This is a genomic window from Halarcobacter anaerophilus (genome assembly GCF_006459125.1).
Classification (GTDB): Bacteria; Campylobacterota; Campylobacteria; order Campylobacterales; family Arcobacteraceae; genus Halarcobacter; species Halarcobacter anaerophilus.
This window is the reverse complement of the sequence record NZ_CP041070.1, coordinates 2,073,927-2,092,814: the sequence shown is the minus strand read 5'-3', so window position 1 is coordinate 2,092,814 and position 18,888 is coordinate 2,073,927. Positions and strand designations below refer to the sequence as shown.

14 protein-coding genes are annotated in these 18,888 nt (G+C 29.3%); 11 read left to right on the top strand and 3 right to left on the bottom strand.

The features are described from left to right. The first annotated feature begins 43 nt into the window (after window positions 1–43). The 11 genes from gltB (at window position 44) to AANAER_RS10325 (ending at window position 15,288) form a co-directional block, all read left to right on the top strand. On the top strand, window positions 44–4,480 hold the full coding sequence (gene gltB, locus AANAER_RS10375; protein ID WP_044417998.1) for a glutamate synthase large subunit: 4,437 nt from the start codon (window positions 44–46) through the stop codon (window positions 4,478–4,480). A 4-nt stretch (window positions 4,481–4,484) separates the two neighbouring features. Further along, window positions 4,485–5,858 carry a glutamate synthase subunit beta gene (locus AANAER_RS10370; protein WP_129081154.1) on the top strand — a complete coding sequence of 458 codons (1,374 nt, stop codon included), beginning with the start codon at window positions 4,485–4,487 and terminating at the stop codon, window positions 5,856–5,858. Window positions 5,859–6,077: 219 nt separating this feature from the next. Beyond that, entirely contained in the window at window positions 6,078–6,332 is a 255-nt protein-coding gene (locus AANAER_RS10365; protein ID WP_044418002.1) for a YfhL family 4Fe-4S dicluster ferredoxin, read from the top strand. Window position 6,333: 1 nt separating this feature from the next. After that, complete coding sequence (locus AANAER_RS10360; protein WP_129081153.1) at window positions 6,334–7,806, top strand: Ppx/GppA phosphatase family protein; 1,473 nt, start codon at window positions 6,334–6,336, stop codon at window positions 7,804–7,806. Beyond that, entirely contained in the window at window positions 7,803–8,822 is a 1,020-nt protein-coding gene (gene waaC / locus AANAER_RS10355; protein ID WP_129081152.1) for a lipopolysaccharide heptosyltransferase I, read from the top strand. The genes AANAER_RS10360 and waaC overlap by 4 nt, the downstream gene beginning before the upstream one ends. Continuing rightward, window positions 8,794–9,705: a lipid A biosynthesis lauroyl acyltransferase gene (locus tag AANAER_RS10350; protein ID WP_129081151.1), complete on the top strand. Its 912-nt coding sequence runs from the start codon at window positions 8,794–8,796 to the stop codon at window positions 9,703–9,705. The genes waaC and AANAER_RS10350 overlap by 29 nt, the downstream gene beginning before the upstream one ends. After that, the gene (locus tag AANAER_RS10345; RefSeq protein WP_129081150.1) at window positions 9,705–10,055 is read left to right on the top strand and encodes a diacylglycerol kinase; all 351 of its coding nucleotides are present in this window, start codon (window positions 9,705–9,707) and stop codon (window positions 10,053–10,055) included. The genes AANAER_RS10350 and AANAER_RS10345 overlap by 1 nt, the downstream gene beginning before the upstream one ends. Further along, the gene (locus AANAER_RS10340) at window positions 10,052–10,828 is read left to right on the top strand and encodes a BUD32 family EKC/KEOPS complex subunit (RefSeq protein WP_129081149.1); all 777 of its coding nucleotides are present in this window, start codon (window positions 10,052–10,054) and stop codon (window positions 10,826–10,828) included. Before AANAER_RS10345 ends, AANAER_RS10340 begins: the two co-directional genes overlap by 4 nt. Window position 10,829: 1 nt before the next feature. Further along, the gene (locus AANAER_RS10335; protein WP_129081148.1) at window positions 10,830–12,833 is read left to right on the top strand and encodes an LTA synthase family protein; all 2,004 of its coding nucleotides are present in this window, start codon (window positions 10,830–10,832) and stop codon (window positions 12,831–12,833) included. Next, the gene (locus AANAER_RS10330; RefSeq protein WP_129081147.1) at window positions 12,833–14,167 is read left to right on the top strand and encodes an O-antigen ligase family protein; all 1,335 of its coding nucleotides are present in this window, start codon (window positions 12,833–12,835) and stop codon (window positions 14,165–14,167) included. Before AANAER_RS10335 ends, AANAER_RS10330 begins: the two co-directional genes overlap by 1 nt. Before the next feature lie 8 nt (window positions 14,168–14,175). Next, complete coding sequence (locus AANAER_RS10325) at window positions 14,176–15,288, top strand: glycosyltransferase (protein ID WP_129081146.1); 1,113 nt, start codon at window positions 14,176–14,178, stop codon at window positions 15,286–15,288. 88 nt (window positions 15,289–15,376) lie between these two features. Here the strand turns inward: AANAER_RS10325 and tviB are convergent, their stop codons facing one another. The 3 genes from tviB to AANAER_RS10310 are packed head-to-tail and all read right to left on the bottom strand — an operon-like array spanning window position 15,377 to window position 18,816. Continuing rightward, window positions 15,377–16,630 carry a Vi polysaccharide biosynthesis UDP-N-acetylglucosamine C-6 dehydrogenase TviB gene (gene tviB / locus AANAER_RS10320; RefSeq protein ID WP_129081145.1) on the bottom strand — a complete coding sequence of 418 codons (1,254 nt, stop codon included), beginning with the start codon at window positions 16,628–16,630 and terminating at the stop codon, window positions 15,377–15,379. A 25-nt stretch (window positions 16,631–16,655) separates the two neighbouring features. Beyond that, window positions 16,656–17,729 (bottom strand): NAD-dependent epimerase, encoded by a 1,074-nt coding sequence (locus tag AANAER_RS10315; RefSeq protein ID WP_129081144.1) that lies wholly within the window; start codon window positions 17,727–17,729, stop codon window positions 16,656–16,658. Between the two features lie 16 nt (window positions 17,730–17,745). Beyond that, window positions 17,746–18,816: a glycosyltransferase gene (locus tag AANAER_RS10310; protein WP_129081143.1), complete on the bottom strand. Its 1,071-nt coding sequence runs from the start codon at window positions 18,814–18,816 to the stop codon at window positions 17,746–17,748. Between the last annotated feature and the right edge of the window lie 72 nt (window positions 18,817–18,888).

The window sequence follows — 18,888 nt, the reverse complement described above, 5'->3', positions numbered from 1 at the left end:
TCGTCCACTTTTTTGGAATATAAAGATACTATAAAGGATAATGATGGGATGTAATTTAGATTTACTTACTTCTTTTAAAGATAATTGTGGGTTTGGTCTTATTGCTGACTTAAAAAACAGACCAAGTCATGAGAATTTAGAAGATGCCGTAACATCGCTAGAGCGAATGATGCACAGGGGTGCGGTTGCAGCAGATGGTAAAACAGGAGACGGTTCAGGGTTATTGCTATCTATGCCGGATAAATTTATGAGAAAAATAGCTTCGGAAAAAGGTATTGATTTACCTGAAAAATATGCTGTAGCTATGATTTTTGCCAGAGATTTAGAAGATATTGAGACATTCAAATTACAGTGTGAAGAGAATGATTTAAAAGTATTGTTAACAAGGGAAGTGCCTGTTGAAACAGATGCTTTAGGGCAACAAGCATTAGAGACTTTACCTCATATTATTCAAGTATTTGTAAGTGCAAATGCTTTAATGAGTCTAAAAAGATTTGATGCAATGCTTTATTTAACAAGAAAAGAGTGTGAACACAAATTAGCTAACAAAGATGATTTTTATATTCCAACGTTTTCATCTAAGGTAATAGCCTATAAAGGGCTAATTATGCCGACGCATATTAAACATTTTTATATTGATTTAAGAGACGAAGATTTCAAAATCTCTTTTGCTGTGTTTCATCAAAGATTTTCTACAAATACATTGCCGCAATGGAGATTGGCTCAACCGTTTAGATCAATTGCCCATAACGGTGAAATTAACTCGGTTGAAGCAAACAGAGTAAATGTTCAAATTAAATCAGAACAAGTAGAATCAGAAGTTTTTACAAAAGAAGAGATAGAAAGAATTCTTCCTATTTTGCAAGACGGCGGGTCTGACTCGGCATCATTGGATAATATGTTTGAATTTTTGATTGTAAACGGGGTTGATTTCTTTAAAGCTGCAAGAAGTATGGTTCCTGCACCTTGGCAAAATGCACCTCATATGGATCCTGAATTAAGAGCATTTTATGAATATACATCAACTGCAATGGAAGCTTGGGACGGTCCTGCGGCTGTATCTTTAACTGACGGTAGACATCTTGGATGTTTGACTGACAGAAACGGTTTAAGACCTGCAAAATATATTATTACAAAAGATCATAAAATCTATATTACTTCTGAATACGGTACGGTAAGTTTAGATGAAGAAATCATTGTTGAAAGAGGAAGATTACAATCCGGACAAATGATGGGTATCGACTTAAAACACGGAAAAGTTTTAAAAGAAGACGATATCAATGATTACCTAAAATCTTCACAAAATTACAGTAAATGGTTGAACGGAGATATGGAATATCTTCAAGAGTATATTGATGAATCTTTTATTGATATTGAAGATTACAAATTCGATGATTTGGAAAAAAGACAAAAATATTTCAATATTACGTATGAAGTATTAGATCAAATGATAGGACCAATGGCAAAAGACGGGAAAGAGCCCGTAGGTTCTATGGGTGATGATACTCCTTTAGCCTGTTTCTCTCAAGTAGATAGAAACTTTACAGACTTTTTTAGACAAAAATTTGCACAAGTTACAAATCCTCCAATTGATCCATACAGAGAAAAAATAGTAATGTCTTTGGAGACAGGCTTCGGTCATATCCATAATGTCTTAGCAGAAAGACCGGAATTTGCAAAAAGATTAAAAGTTGCAAGTCCGATTATGATGAAAGAGAAGTTTGACGTATTAACATCTTTTGGGGATATAGACTCTCCAAGATATGATGAATATTACAAAAACAGAGTATTCTCTACAACATTTAAAAATGATTTAAAAGCAGCTTTAGAACAATTGGCTTCTTATGTAATTAAAGCAGTAAAAGAGGATAAAGTTTCTGTTGTAATTTTAGATGACAGAGATGTAAATAAAGGTGTAAAAATAATTCCTATGGCAATGGCAGTAGGATTTATAAATGAAAAACTTTTAGAAGAGGGTATTAGACACAGTGCATCTGTTGTTGCAGTATCAGGAGAAGTTTATGATCCTCATATGGCAGCAGTATTAATCGGATACGGAGCTACTGCTATTTATCCATATATGCTTTACTCTTCAGTAGTTGCTTTATATGAAAGAAAAGATGTATCTAGATATAAAATGCAAAGAGTTCTTAAAAATACTCAAAAAGCATTAAATGCAGGTCTTCTTAAAATTATGTCTAAAATGGGTATTTCTACGGTTGCATCATATAGAAACTCAAGATTATTTGATATTATCGGATTAAGTGATGAAATCATAAACGAGTGTTTTACTGGATCACATTCTGATTTAGCAGGGCTTACATATAAAGATATTGAAGATAGAATAGAAAAACAACACTTCAACGCATATTTTGACAATAAACATATGTTCCCATTAAATCTAGGTGGATATTATAAATATTTAGAGGGTGGTGAATACCATGATTACGGTCCTGCTACAACAAATGCAATGCATAATAAACTTGCAAAAAACAAAGAAGATATTTCTGATTTCAACAAATTAAAAGAGCTTGTAGAAAACAGAGATAAAAAATTTATCAGAGACTTCTTTGAATTTAATTCAGATAAAGAAGCAATTGATGTAAGCCAAGTCGAATCAAAAGAGGATATCTTTAAAAGATTTGCGACAGCAGCAATGTCTTGCGGTTCAATCTCTCCTGAAGCTCATGAAGCTTTGGCAATGGCTATGAATACAATAGGCGGAATGAGTAACTCAGGTGAAGGTGGAGAAGATCCAAAAAGATTCGGGACTCTTAAAAACTCAAAAATCAAACAAGTTGCTTCAGGAAGATTCGGTGTAACTCCTGGATATTTAAGAAGTGCGCAAGAGATTCAAATCAAAGTGGCACAAGGTGCAAAACCAGGTGAGGGAGGTCAACTTCCGGGACATAAAGTTACTGCCCTTATTGCTTCACTTAGACATACGGTTGAAGGTGTAACTCTTATTTCACCTCCTCCACACCATGATATTTATTCAATTGAAGATTTGGCACAATTGATCTTTGACTTAAAACAGATTAATCCTGAAGCTAAAATCACAGTTAAACTTGTATCTACAATAGGTGTAGGAACAATTGCAGCAGGTGTTGCAAAAGCTTATGCAGATAGAATCGTAATTTCAGGGGCTGACGGTGGTACCGGTGCTGCTCCTCTTACTTCTATTAAACATACGGGTAATCCATGGGAAATGGGACTTTCTGAAGCTCATAATGCTTTAAAAGCAAACCATTTAAGAGAGTCTGTTCATGTTCAAACAGACGGTGGGTTAAAAACAGGTCTTGATGTTGTAAAAGCTGCGATGCTTGGAGCAGAATCATATGCTTTCGGTACAGCTTCTTTAACACTTTTAGGATGTAAAATTTTAAGAATTTGTCATACAAATAAATGTTCTGTAGGTGTTGCAACACAAGATGAAGATTTAAGAGAATTCTTTAACGGTACAGTTGAAAGACTTATCTCTTATTTTACATTTTTAGCTGAAGATGTTAGAAATATTCTTGCAAAACTAGGATATAAATCTTTGGGAGAAATTATTGGAAGAAGTGATTTATTAAAAGTAATTGATGATGATTTTGCCAAAAAATTTGATTTTCAAAATATCTTAAGAAGAATCGAAGGTTTTGATACATGTCAAAAAGAGAAAAATGAACCTTTCGATAAAAACAAATTTGAAAAAGAACTTCTTAAAAAAGTTCATAGAACTATAGAAAAACCGACTGCACCTATAAAAGTTAAAGAAAATATCTGTAACTTAAACAGATCTTTCGGTACGTTAATTTCAGGTGAAATTGCAAAATATTATGGAGATGGCGGACTTCCTGACGGTTCAATAAATATCTTCTTAAAAGGTATTGCAGGTCAATCTTTCGGCGCATTTTTATCTAAAGGGATGAACCTTTATTTAGAAGGTGCGGCAAATGACTATGTGGGTAAAGGTATGAACGGTGGAAAAATTATCGTAAATACGCTTCATCAAGGTCCTGAATTTGCAGGAGCAGGTAATACTTGTCTTTATGGAGCAACAGGCGGAAAACTTTATGTAAGAGCAGCTGTAGGTGAAAGATTTGCAGTTAGAAACTCGGGATGTACGGCTGTTGTTGAAGGAACAGGTGATAATGCTTGTGAATATATGACAGGTGGAATTGTTGTTATTTTAGGAAATACAGGGGTTAACTTCGGTGCAGGTATGACAGGCGGATTATCATTTGTTTACGATCCTGAAAAACATTTTGTTGATAAAATGAACCAAGAGTTGATTGAGGCAGTTAGAATTGATACGGATGACACGGAAAGAGAGAGACTCTATTTAAAAAGATTATTAATGGATTATCTAAATGAAACAGAATCATCAAGAGCAGAATCAATTTTAGAAAACTTTAGAGCAGAGATAAGAGACTTCTGGTTGGTAAAACCTAAAAATATGACAGTTTTACCGCTTAATCCAGAGGAGGGAGATTAAGAAGATGTTAAATTTTACAAAATTTGAGAGAATAAACCCTGAAAAAAGAGATGTTTTACAAAGATTAAAAGATTACGGTGAAGTGTATCAAATATTTGGAAAACACAGAGCAAGAGAACAAGCAGACAGATGTATGCAATGTGGTGATCCATATTGTCATACAGGTTGTCCTCTTCATAACTTTATTCCTGCTTGGTTGAAACAAACGGCAGAAAAAAATATGGATTTAGCTTTTGCTTTATCAAATGAGACATCTCCTTTCCCTGAAATTTTAGGAAGAATTTGTCCACAAGATAAACTTTGCGAAGGTGCATGTTCACTTAATACAGGACACGGTGCCATATCAATCGGTGCGATTGAAACACACCTAAATGAAAGAGCTTTTGAAAACGGTTTAAAACCGAAGTTTGCACCTTTAACTTCAGGTAAAAAAGTAGCAGTTGTAGGTTCTGGACCATCTGGAATTTCTGCTGCAACTTTTCTTCTTAGACGTGGTATCGAAGTTGAAATGTTTGAAAGAGAAGATAGAGCCGGTGGACTTTTAATGTACGGTATTCCTGGATTTAAACTTGATAAAACAACTGTTGACAGAAGAATCAACTGGTTGCTTGAAGCAGGAATGAAACTGCATTTAAATTGTGAAATAGGAAAAGATAAAAGTGTTGAATCTCTTGAAAAAGAGTTTGATGCTATTTATCTTGGAATTGGAGCAAAAGAGGGTAGACTTCCTAAAATTCAAGGTGAAGATGCTTCAAATGCTTACCTTGCAATGCAGTTTTTAACAGGAATTCAAAAAAGAAACCTAGGTAAGAAAAACAGTGATTTTATTGATGTAAAAAATAAAAGAGTTGTTGTAATAGGTGGTGGTGATACTGCAATGGACTGCGTAAGATCATCAGTTAGAGAAGGTGCTTCAACGGTAAAATGTCTTTACAGAAGAGATGAAGCAAATATGCCCGGATCAAAAAAAGAGGTTGTAAACTCAAAAGAAGAGGGTGTAGAGTTTATTTTCAATGTAAGTCCTAATAAAATCATCAAAGAGGGTGATAAAGCAGTCGGAATTGAGCTTTTAGAAACAACTTTAAGCCAAGCCGATGAAAGTGGAAGACAAAGAGTTAAAATAATTGAAGGAAGTGAGTTTGTAGAAGAAGCAGATGTTATTATTTTTGCTCTTGGATTCTCTCCTGAAGCTCCAAAATTCTTAAGTCAACTAAATGTTGAACTTAACTCTTGGGGTGGAATAGTAACAAACAACTATCAAACTTCAAATAAAAAAGTATATGCAGGTGGAGATTGCCAAAGAGGTGCCCATTTAGCTGTTACTGCTGCTGTTGACGGAAGAGAAGCGGCAAAAGAGATAATCAAAGTTATCTCATAATTTTTTTAAGTATAAAATGGATTTTAAAATCCATTTTATGCTCCTTTTTTTCTCCTTATTTACTTTTCAAATTTGTATATTTTAGTAACCTTTTGTATTTTAAATTCATAAATTCTTAATTGTGACTAAAAAAGATTGTTTTTTTATACTACTTAAAGAAAAAGTTAAAGATATTTAGGTTATAACTCCAACAGAATATTTTAGTTAGGGAAAAGGTAGATGTCTTTAATAATTACTGATGAATGTATTGCATGTGATGCATGTAGGGAAGAATGTCCAAATTATGCTATAGAAGAAGGTGATCCAATATATATTATTGATCCGGACAGGTGTACAGAATGTGTTGGTCACTATGAAGAACCGGCATGTGTAGAAGTTTGTCCTGTTGATTGTATTATCGTAGATTCTGATAATCAAGAAACAATGGAAGAACTACAATTCAAGTACGAACAATTACAGGAAGAAGAAGCATAATATGGCCAAGATAACAACTATTATAGACATTGGGTCAAACTCAATGCGAATGGTTGTTTTGGAAAAAAGCAGTAGGTTTGCTTTTAACTTGATTAACGAGACGCGAAGTCGTGTTAAAATCTCAGAAGGTTGCTATGAAAATAATGGTAACCTTCAAGAAGCTCCTATGCAAAGAGCATTTAACTCTTTGCAATCTTTTTTAAATATCTCCAAAGCACTCAAATCCAGAAAAATAATATGTGTAGCAACCTCTGCATTAAGGGATGCTCCCAATGCAAAAGTTTTTTTACAAAAAGTAAAAAATGAATTGGGATTAAGCATAAAAGTTATTGATGGAGTAAAAGAGGCATATTACGGTGGAGTAGCAGCCTTAAATCTACTTCATGACAATGAATTTGTAACAGTTGATATAGGTGGAGGTTCTACGGAATTTGCTTTTGTAAAAAATAGAAAAATAGAAAAGTGTATTTCATTAAATATAGGAACAGTCAGAATAAATGAGCTTTTTTTCAAAAAAAACGATTTTGAAGCAGCTAAAAGATATATTTTGGAAAAACTTGAAGAGGTTCTACATTGCGGTTATGAAATTCCCAATACTATTGTAGGTATAGGTGGAACAATAAGAGCTTTAAGTAGAATTATTATGGCTAAGAACTCTTATCCTCTTGATATTTTACACGGCTTTAATTACAGCACTGATTTGAATATGTATATTTACGATGCGATTTTAGAAGCAAAAGATTGTTTAAGCTTAAAATCATTGGGTGTAAAAAAAGAGAGAGTCGATACGATAAAAGAGGGAACATTTATTTTTAAAACAATTTTAGAAGAGTTGCAAATAAAAAGAGTGATTACCTCAGGTGCAGGGGTTAGAGAGGGGATTTATTTAGATGATCTTTTAAGAAATTCAAATGGAATTTTTCCTGCAAACTTTAATGTAAGTGTTAGAAGTATGCTTGACAGATTTGAAATAGATCCAAAACAGAGTTCATATTTCGGACGTAATGCAAAAGCTATTTTTGATGTGTTAGCACCTTTGCATAATTTAAATGAAAAATATAGGCAGCTGTTGGTTATAGCTTCAAAACTTCATTCAATAGGAACAGTGCTAAATTTTTACAAGTCAAATGATAATACTTTTGATTTTATCTTAAACGGCTTGAATTATGATTTTCTTCACTCTTCAAGAGTAACTGTTGCACATATTATCAAATTCTCTAAAAAATCTTTGCCTAAAAGAAAAGATTTAAAAGAGTATGAACAGCTTTTGCCTGATTTTGAAGTTATGCAGTGGTTATCTTTTATGATATCATTGAATTTGATGATTAATCAAGATATGTCCATGCCGAATGTAAAATATAATTTAAAAAACAATAAATTAAGAGTCTGTTTGGACAGACCTATATTTATGATTGAAAATGATATTGACAAGTTAGAGATACCAAAGGGTTTAAAGGTTAAAATTTATTCATGAAAATAGCTATCGTAAAACTCTCTGCCATGGGTGATATTATCCATGCCATGCTAGCCTTGCAATTTATAAAAAAGAGTAATCCTGATATAAAAATTGATTGGTTTGTAGAAGAGGTCTTTGCACCTGTTTTACAAAATAATCCTGATATAGATAATATTTATACTTTAAATTTAAAAGCATTAAAAAATGATAAAAAAAAGTTACCAACAGAAGTTACTAAAGTAAGAACTTACTCTAAAAACAGTTATGATTTGGTAATCGATGCACAAGGATTGGCAAAATCTGCAATAGTATCAAGACTTCTTGGAAAAGATATAGCAGGTTTCGATAGAACCTCTACAAGAGAAGGAGTCTCTTCTTATTTATATAAAAGAAGAATAAGTTCTGATTACTGTAAAAACGTTATTGAAAGAAATTTGGATGTTATTTTAACACCTTTAAATATTTCATATACGAAAAAAGAGATTTTAGAAAAAAAACCTTTTTTGTTTTTTAACCAAAACAGTGAAGATATTGAAAAATTTCTATCAAAAGATAAAAAGAATATATTATTAATAATCGGAGCTAGTTGGGACTCGAAAATTTACTCTAAAGAGAAATTCGCTAAAATATCAAATATATTAGATGAAAATGTTTTAATTGCTTGGGGAAGTAATGAAGAAAAAGAGAGTGCAGAATTTATAAGCTCAAATTCTAACTCAAAAGTTCTGCCTAAACTAAATTTAAATGATTTAAAATTTTTAGTCTCAAAAATGGATTTAGTAATAGGAAACGATACGGGACCCACACATATGGCATGGGCCTTAAATGTCCCTTCAATTACAATTTTTGGATGTACGCCAGGAAAAAGAAACACTTATATAACTAATATAAACAAAATCATTGAATCAAAATCAAAAGTAAATCCTCTTAAACTAAAAAAAGAAGATTTTTCAATAAATGATATCAATGAAGAAGATATAGTAAAAATAGCGAAGGAACTTCTTAATGATAAGAAAGATAAGGGACTATCTTAATTACACTCTATACAATATTTTTAAATATATAATTTCTTATACTCCCAAAAATATTTCAAAAAAAATTCTTATTTTAGTTGCAAAATTAGCATATAAATATAATAAAGAACATAAACATATAGCAAAAGTAAATTTAGACTTAGCTTTTGGAGATTCTCTTTCAAATGAAGAGAAAGAGAAGATTATTTTTAATTCATATAAATCTTTAGTTTTTAATTTGTATGAATTTGTAGAAAATCAGTCTATTTCAAAAGAGCAGCTTCTAAAAAAAGGGAAAGTTGAAAATGAAGAGGTTATTTTAGAAGCAATTAAGAGTAAAAGAAAAATTATATATATAACTGCTCACTACGGCGGTTGGGAATTAGCTCTTCCTTATGTTGCTTTAAAATACGGGAAATTAGCAGTAGTAAACAGAAAGATGGATAATCCTTATATGAACAACATGTATATAGAAGCTAGAGATAGAAATAATATTACAATGCTTGAAAAAAAAGTTGCCGCTAAGGGGATGTTAAAAGCTTTTAAAGAGAAAAAAGCAGTGGCTTTGGTAATAGATCAAAATATAAAAAACGGAGTTGAAATTAAGTTTTTCGGTAAAAAAGCAATGGCTACTGATTCTACTTCAAGATTGGCTTTAAAGTTAGATGCTGTTATTATTCCTATCTTTTGTGTTATGAATGATTTTAGAGATTATACTTTAAAAGTGGGTAAAATGATAGACCCTTCTAAAACTGAATTTAAAACAGAAGATAAAATCAAGGAGCTTACTCAAATGCAAGCTGATTTAATAGAAAAACAGATAAAAGATAAACCTGAACTTTGGTTTTGGCAACATAAACGTTGGAAAAAATTCTATAAAGAGTTATATAAGAGAAATAAATAATGAATAATAAGCCCAAATATCACCTGTTTAAAAATACAACATATGCTTTAAGTGGATTAAAACATGTACTAAAAACAGAGAGTTCATTTAAAGTAGAACTTTTTTGTGCAATATTTATTATTGCAGGTATAATTTTGATAGATACTTCCATATCAAATAAACTTATTTTACTGGTTAGCGGAATTTTGGTATTGATTATTGAGCTTGTAAATTCAGCCATTGAAAATGTAGTCGACTTAGTTACAAAAGAGTATGCCCCTTTGGCTAAAACTGCAAAAGATATAGGTTCCTCTGCCGTTATGTTTGCTATTATACTTCATGTAGTTTGTTGGATAATGATTCTTATATGAATAAAGAGTTTGAAACTTTCTTAATAAAGAAGAGTAAACAAAGCGGGGAAGAGATTGTTCCCGTTGTTTTTGATAATAAAAAATATTGGCTTAAAAAAGCAAGATCTACTAAATCTCTATTTTCACATAGATTTTTTTATTTTTTAACAAAATTCGAGATACTATTTCCTGTTGAAAACAAAACAGCAAAAGAGGCTATGGAGTATGAAACATCAAAAATAAAAAAATTTAAAACTTTGGGATTGAATACTCCTTTAGTAGTTTTTCAAAACAGTGATTTTTTCGTTTTGGAAGATTGCGGTAAAAACGTAAACTCATATATTAGAAAAAGAGATATTACAAAAGAAAAAATGTATTTTTTCATAGATAAAGTTATTTTAGAACTCTCTAAAATTCATAATTCCAAGCAGTTTCACGGTGGTGCACAAGCTAGAAACTTTACATTTAAAGAGGATAAAATATATGCCATTGATTTGGAAGATAGTTTTAAAGATGATGTAGATTTAAAATTGTTGCAATTTAGAGATTTTCTTCTTTTACTTCTCTCTTTTACAAAAACAAGAGCAAATTTTGAATTAGATTTCAACTATATAATAGATAAATATATCACTTTGACGAAAAACTATGAATTTAAAAAAAGATTAAAAAATCTTGCAAATAAATTATCTTTTTTTATCTTCTTAAGTGATATAAAATTTATAAATAAAATTTTAGGAAGAGATGGAAAAAGTTTTTTTAAACTTCTTAAGATATTAAAAAATTTAGAGAGTTAATATGAATACTATAATTATGTCAAAAGTTTTAAATATATTTAAAAAGTTAATATTTGCACATATAATATTTTTAGTGCTGATGTCTATATTTAGATTAGTTTTTTTTATTTACTATTCTCCTTTAAATAGTTTAAACGGATTTTATAAAGACATAGCTAAAGCCTTTTTTTTGGGATTTAGAATTGATTTAACGGTAATCGGTTATATACAAGTTCTTCCGACGCTTTTTTTAATAATTTTGTATTATATAAAAAAAGAGTCTTTATTAAATATTTTTAACAAGTTTTTACTCTATTATATCTTTATTTGCTATTTTATAGTTTCTCTGTTTTTATGTACGGATTTTGGTTTTTATTCATATTTTAAAGAGCATATAAATATTTTACTTTTTGGATTTTTTGATGACGATACAGAAGCTTTGCTTGTAACTTTTTGGCAAAACTATCACATAGTTTTAATTTTGGCACTCTTTTTTATGTATCTGTCTGGTCTGTTTTTTTCCGTTAAAAAAATATTTAATATAAAAGATAAAAGTTATAATTCGTTCTTCGGGCTAAAAATTTCGGCTTTGATTTTTTTTATTATCTTTATATTAAACTTTTTAGCGGTTCGTGGAACTTTAGGGATGTATCCTTTAGGAAAAATGATACCGAATGTTTCAACTAATTCTTTTATAAATAAAGTATCACACAATGGTTTTAGAGCTTATACAAATGCTTTAAGTGCCAGAGAAAAGTATTTAGCTAGAAAATATGATTTGTTAAAAGTTGTAGGGTACGATAAAAATATAGCTAAAGCTTTTGAAGTTTATAAAAGCAGTAAAGATATAAATAGAGATGATTTATTAAAAAATATAACAAATAGAACAGAAAAAAAAGATGATAAACAATATAATGTAGTCGTAATTATGGTTGAAAGTTTCGGTATGCCTATTTTAAAATACCAAAGCGATGATTTTAATATTTTAGGAAGTTTGAAAAAGCATTTTGATGAAGATACTCTATTTACAAACTTTATTTCAGAAGGTGACGGAACAATTTCTAGTCTGGAATCTTTACTTTTGAATATCCCTCATAGACCTAAATCTTTTGCTTTTTCTCAATCTATTTATAAACAAACGCCTTTTACTTATACTCCGGCATTTTTATATGATAGTGCAGGATATGAGACCACTTTTGTGTATGGAGGTGATTTAACTTGGAGAAATTTAGGTAATTTCGTTAAATACCAAGGTTATAAAAATGTAGAGGGTAAAATAAATATTTATGAGCATTTAAATGATAAATCAAAACCAAAAGAGGATTATTTTCATCCTTGGGGAATTTACGACCAATATTTGATGAAACATATTCTAAAAAAACTTGAAAACAGTGACAATAAAAAACAGTTTATAGTTGCTCTTACAACAAATAATCATCCACCTTACAATGTTCCAAAAGATTATAAAAGAAATAGTCTCATTTTTAACGAAAAAATAAAAAAACATATAACCGGAGATATAGATTTAGCAAAACAGAGATTTGCTTCATATGCCTATGCCGTTGATCAAATAGGTAAATTTTTAGATGAGTTTAAAAAAACAAAATATAAAGATAATACGATAATTGCAATAACAGCAGATAATAATACAATAGATGGAATTATGAAATATGACAATAATCAGATTTTAAATTCAAAAAATATTCCTCTTTATTTTTATATTCCAAAAGAGTTAAAAGAAAAATTAAATATTGATATGAAAGTAGCAGGTTCTCATAAAGATATATTTCCTACGCTTTATAATTTAACGCTGAAAGATAAAAATTATATCTCAATAGGAACAAATCTTTTTGACAATAGTAAAAAACATTATGGCTTTAACGGCTCTTTAGTAATAAATAACAAAAATATAGCAAAAAGATTTGATAATTTAAATATTAAAAATGAGCCTATGTTAGAGTATTACAAAGCAAACTTAGCCATTACTGAATATTTAATAAAGCAATATAATAAAAAAGGAAAATAATGAAAAGTATTTTAAGTGCACCCTCTCAAGAATTAAAAGATAAAATAACCCTTTGGTTAAACCATCTTCTAGTTTTATATACTTTTTTAATACCGATACATAATGGGGCAAAAAGCTCTATGTTTTTTGTTATGCTGGTTCTTTTCTTATATAGACGAGATTATTGGTTTTATTTAAAAGAGGCTTTTTCAAATAAAATAGTACAAGCTTTTTTGCTCTTTTATTTTATAAATGCTTTTGGAATGCTATATACTGATAATATAGCTTATGGAAAATCTCATATGGATAAAGCAAAATATTTGCTTTTCCCTTTAATGTTTTTATCTTTTTTGGATAAAAGATTTGTTTGGAGAATAGTAACAGCCTTTATTTTAGGGATGCTAGTTGCCGAAATATTTTCATATTTAATTCATTTTGGAATTTTTCCTTTAGAATTTTCTATTGGAAAATATGAAATTTATGAGGTTTATCGTAGAACTAGTCCTGCCCCATTTTTTTCTCATCTTGATCATAATGTTGGTTTAGCTTTGGTTGTTGCTATTCTACTTTATCAATTATTAAATAAGAGGCATATTCCAATAGGAGTTAAAGTTTTTAGTCTTGTTTTTATGACTACAGCTTCTCTTAATATGTCTTTTATCGCAAGTAGAACAGGGTATATTCTATATATATTTATTATTTTAGTTGTAGTTTTTCTAACTTTTAAAAAGAAAATTGTTAAAGTTTTAGCTGTAACAATACTTTTTTTAACAATAATAAGTACTTTAGCTTATAATTATGCGGATACAGTTAATGCTAGAGTCAACTTAACTATTAATAGTATAAATAAAGTATTGGAAAATGAAGATTATAATTCTTCTATAGGTTTAAGATTAGGATTTTCAAAATATGCTATTGATGTAATAAAAAATAATCTTATATGGGGTGTAGGTACAGGAGATCATATGGATGAAGTATATTCCATTTTACCTGAAAAATATAAATATATAGTATTATCTTTAACAAAACCGCATAATGTCTATATTCAAATATTATTACAAACTGGACTTTTAGGTGCAATTTCTTTTTTGTATTTGATATATACAATTTTGTTTTATAAAAATACAACAAAACATAAAAAAGATATTATGATTATAATGACTTTGGCTACTTTGGTATTTATGCTTCCAGGATTGTTTTTTGGAACATTTACCTTGCCACTTTTTGTCGTATTAATAAGTGCAATGATTACTAATAAGGAACAAAATATAGAATATTGCGATATGAATAGAAACTTACTAATAAAATATTTTATATTTGTAATTTTATTTTTAATAATCGGTATCACAAGATAGGAAGAAAAATGAAAATAGTATATATATCAAGATCAATAATACCTTCACGAACAGCAAATAGTATAAATGTGATGAAAATGTGTAGTTCCTTTGCTTCTCTAGGACATGAAGTAATACTTTTGGCACCTTGGACTAAAAAATTAGAAGAAAAAGAGATAGATGATATCTTTGAATATTATGGTGTTGAAGAGAATTTTATTCTAAAGAAGATATATTCACCAAATATAAAATATCTTAAGAAAAAAATATATTCTTATCTTTGTTTAAAAAAAGTTCAAAAGATTAATCCTGATTTTGTTTACGGTAGAGATGATATGTTTGCTTTTTACTTAACTCAAAAAAACGGTTATTTTACTCTTTTTGAAAGACATGAACCTTTCCGTAAAAATGATTTTGAACACAAAATGTTTAAAAAATTTTTAGGTATTAAAAAAAATAAAATAAAATTTGTAACTATTTCAAAAAAGCTTAGAGAAATTTACAGTAAAAGCTACAATCTTAAAGAAGATGAAATATCAGTTGCCCAAAGTGCTACAGGACTTTTTAATAATCAAGATTTACCTGATATTGAATTTTCTAAAGACAAAATAAATATTGGATATATAGGAAGTCTTTTTAAAGGTAGAGGAATAGAAACAATAATTGAGTTAGCAAAACATTTTGCAAATATTGATTTTCATATAATTGGAGGGAAAAAAGAAGATATAATATATTGGAAAGAAAAATCTAAAAAGTTAGATAATTTATTTTTTTATGGTTTTATCAATCCTAAAGAGACTTATAAGTATAGAAATATGTGTGATATTTTATTAGCTCCATATCAAGGAGAAAAAGCAGGTAATAGAAATAGTGATTATATGTCACCTATAAAAATTTTTGAATATATGGCTTCAAAGAAGTCTATAATTTGCTCAGATTTACCGGCAATAAGAGAATCAATAAATGAAAATCATGCTATTTTTGTAAAAAATGATGATGTAAATGAGTGGATAAAAGCTTTAAGTAGCTTAATTGATAATCAAAATAATATGAAAAAACTTTCAGAAAATGCATACGACTATTGCTTGAAAAATTTTACTTATGAAGCGAGAAGTAAAAAAATATTAGAACTTGTAAAATAATTTTTTATCTTTTTTAAAGTATATATCTTGATTTACTTAAAAAAGATAAAAAGATTAAGAAAATAAGTTTAAAGGTCTTAATGCAGAATTATAATTTCCCATCACTATTATTAGAGATAGATTTGATATCAAAAAGAACTGCTTTTCCCCTGTTTGTAAAATCCAAAGTTTTGAACTCCTTGTGGGCAACTGCAAGTACAATTCCATCGTAATCTTGAATGTTCAATGCTGAACTTTGAATTAAGTTTAAAGCATATTCATGTTGTACTTCGTCACTGTCTGCCCATGGGTCATAAACTTCACAATTACAACCGAATTCTTGTAATTCCTTTATTACATCTATTACTCTACTATTTCTAATATCTGGACAGTTTTCTTTAAAAGTAATACCTAATACTAATACTTTTGAACCTTCTATTCTATGACCTTTTTTTATCATTAGTTTTATTACTTGATTAGCTACATAGATACCCATATTATCATTTAATCTACGTCCTGAAAGTATTATTTCCGGATTATATCCTATACTTTGTGCTTTAAATGTAAGATAATATGGATCTACTCCTATGCAATGACCTCCTACAAGTCCTGGTCTAAACGGTAAAAAGTTCCATTTTGTTCCCGCTGCTTCTAAAACGGCATTTGTATCAATACCTAGTTTGTTAAAAATAATAGCAAGTTCATTTACAAAAGCTATATTTATATCTCTTTGAGAATTTTCTATTACTTTTGCAGCTTCTGCAACTTTTATTGTAGGAGCTAAGTGAGTTCCTGCCGTAATAATAGAAGAATAAAGTTTATTTACCTTTTCACCTATTTCAGGAGTACTTCCGCTTGTTACTTTTAATATTTTTGTTACGGTATGTGTTTTATCCCCCGGATTAATCCTTTCAGGAGAATAACCGCAATAAAAATCTTGATTGAACTTAAGATTAGAGAATTTTTCAAGTACAGGTACACACTCTTCTTCTGTAGCTCCCGGGTATACTGTAGATTCGTATATTACTATATCATCTTTTTTTAAAACTTTTCCCACAGTTTCACTGGCTTTTATAAGAGGTGTTAAATCAGGTCTTTTATTTTTATCTATCGGCGTAGGAACTGTTACTATATAAATATTACAATCTTTTATATCATCAATATTTAAAGTAAATTTCATGCCATTTTTTATAGCTTCATTTACTTGGTTTTCTGATAATTCTAAAGTCCTGTCATATCCTTTTGATAACTCATCAATTCTCCATTTTGAAATATCAAAACCTACTACTTCATATTTTGAAGAAAATGCATGAGCTAGAGGAAGCCCTACATATCCTAGTCCAATTACACATATTTTATTCATTAAAAAACTCTTTCCTTCTAAATAATTATAAATTTTTGTTATATCCAAAAAACTCTAAATACCAATCTACGAACTTATTTATACCTTCTTGTATCGGTGTTGCAGGTTTATAACCTAAATCTTCTACTAAGTCTGTAACATCTGCATATGTTGCCGGTACATCACCTGCTTGCAAAGGCATCATATTTTTTTCAATTTTTTTACCCAATTTATTTTCTATAGCTGTTATAAAATCCATTAGTTTTACAGGATTGTTATTCCCTATATTATACACTTTATATGGAGCACTTGATGTTGAAGGTTCTTTTTTATCCCAATTTTTATTTGGTTTTGCCGGGTTATCTATTACTCTGATGACACCTTCAACTATATCATCTATATAAGTAAAATCTCTTAACATCTCACCATTATTAAATACATCTATTTTTTTGTCTTCAATAGCTGCTTTAGTAAATAAGAAAAGTGCCATATCCGGTCTTCCCCATGGACCATAAACAGTAAAAAATCTAAGTCCAGTGGTACTTATACCGAAAAGATGACTATAAGTATGTGCCATAAGTTCATTTGACTTTTTAGATGCAGCATAGAGTGAGATAGGATGATCTACATTATGGTTTGTCGAAAAAGGAAGTTCTTCATTTAGTCCGTATACGGAAGAAGATGAAGCATAACAAAGATTTTTGACATTATTATGTCGGCAGCTTTCAAGAATATTCATAAATCCTATAATATTACTATCAATATATGCATCTGGATTTGTTAACGAATATCTTACTCCCGCTTGGGCTGCAAGATTACAAACGGCATCAAATTTCTCTTTTTCAAAAAGTTGCATCATTGCTTTTTTATCTTCAAGATTTAATTTAATAAATTTATATTTTGGGTTTGTACTAGAAGTTAATAATTTTCCATAAGGTATTTCTTTCCCTTCTTCTATTTCTTGTATTATGCCACCTCTTTGAAGTCTTCCATATTTTACATTCTGATCATAATAGTCATTTATATTATCTAAGCCTACTACTTCATCTCCTCTTTCAAGAAGTTTTAAACTCAAATGACTTCCTATAAATCCTGCTGTTCCTGTTACTAATATTTTCATTATAAATTTGTCCTTATTATCTTAAAAGCTCTAAATATTCTTTCTGTTCTCTGCTGGGTGCAAAAATCTCTAAAGCTTTTTTATGATTTTCTTTTGCTTTTTCTTTCTCTTCTTTTATATTTTGTGCTACATTTAAAACAATTTTTTCCAACTCTTTTAAACTATTCTCTTTTGTTAAATGTATATGAAAACCTAAATCTTTGAATTCAGGTGATGAAGTGTCATTATAAATAATAGGAATGAGCCCAAATCCAAGAGATTCTATAATTGCATTACTCATACCTTCTCCCAAACTTGGAAAAATAAAAATATCACTTTTTTGAAGATATTTTTTTACTTCATTTGTGTATCCCACAAACTCAATTTTTTCTTTATACTTTATCGTTTCTAAATATTTTTGAATATTTTTATAATAGTTTTCATCTTGAATATCGCCTAAAAATTTTATATTAAAATTAATACTGTTTTTATACAAAATTGCACAGGCTTTAATAGCCTCTAATTGTCCTTTCCCGGGATGTACTCTTCCTACATGAACTAAATCAATTTTTCCGTCATATTCTTTAAAAGAAACTTCTTTATCAAGTTTTAATGAGGAGTATATTCGTGTGACTTTTGCTTTTTTAGGAATGGGTAAAATATCAATAATATTTTGTTTCATATACTCGCAATTACCGACAAAATAGTTTACGTTTGAATAAAAAAGTTTATGAAAAAAATCTTTTTTTGAAGTAGTTTTTTTAGAACCTTGTCTGATTATAAAATTGATATTTAAGCCAAGAGTGGCAAAATACAGAGATTTCATCTCTGAAGCTCCTAAAAAAATCACATTTTTAATAGAGTTTTTAATTAATATATCTCTTACACTTTTTATAAGGCTTAAAGATAAATTACTGGAAAAACAAACCTTATGAACTTTTATCTTATACCCTTCAAAATGCTCTTTTTTTTCTAAAATATAGCTTTTGTCTCTTGCTATAAATTCAATCTCAACTTTTGTGCTTAATATTCTTGCTAATTTAACAGAGGCTAATTCCATACCTCCATTTACCCTTGATAGACAAATTACGGCTGTTTTTTGTTTCATATAATCCCTTAGAAAGGCTAATTATATCCTATTTAAATTAAACTTGTTATATAATGCCCGACTACATACAAA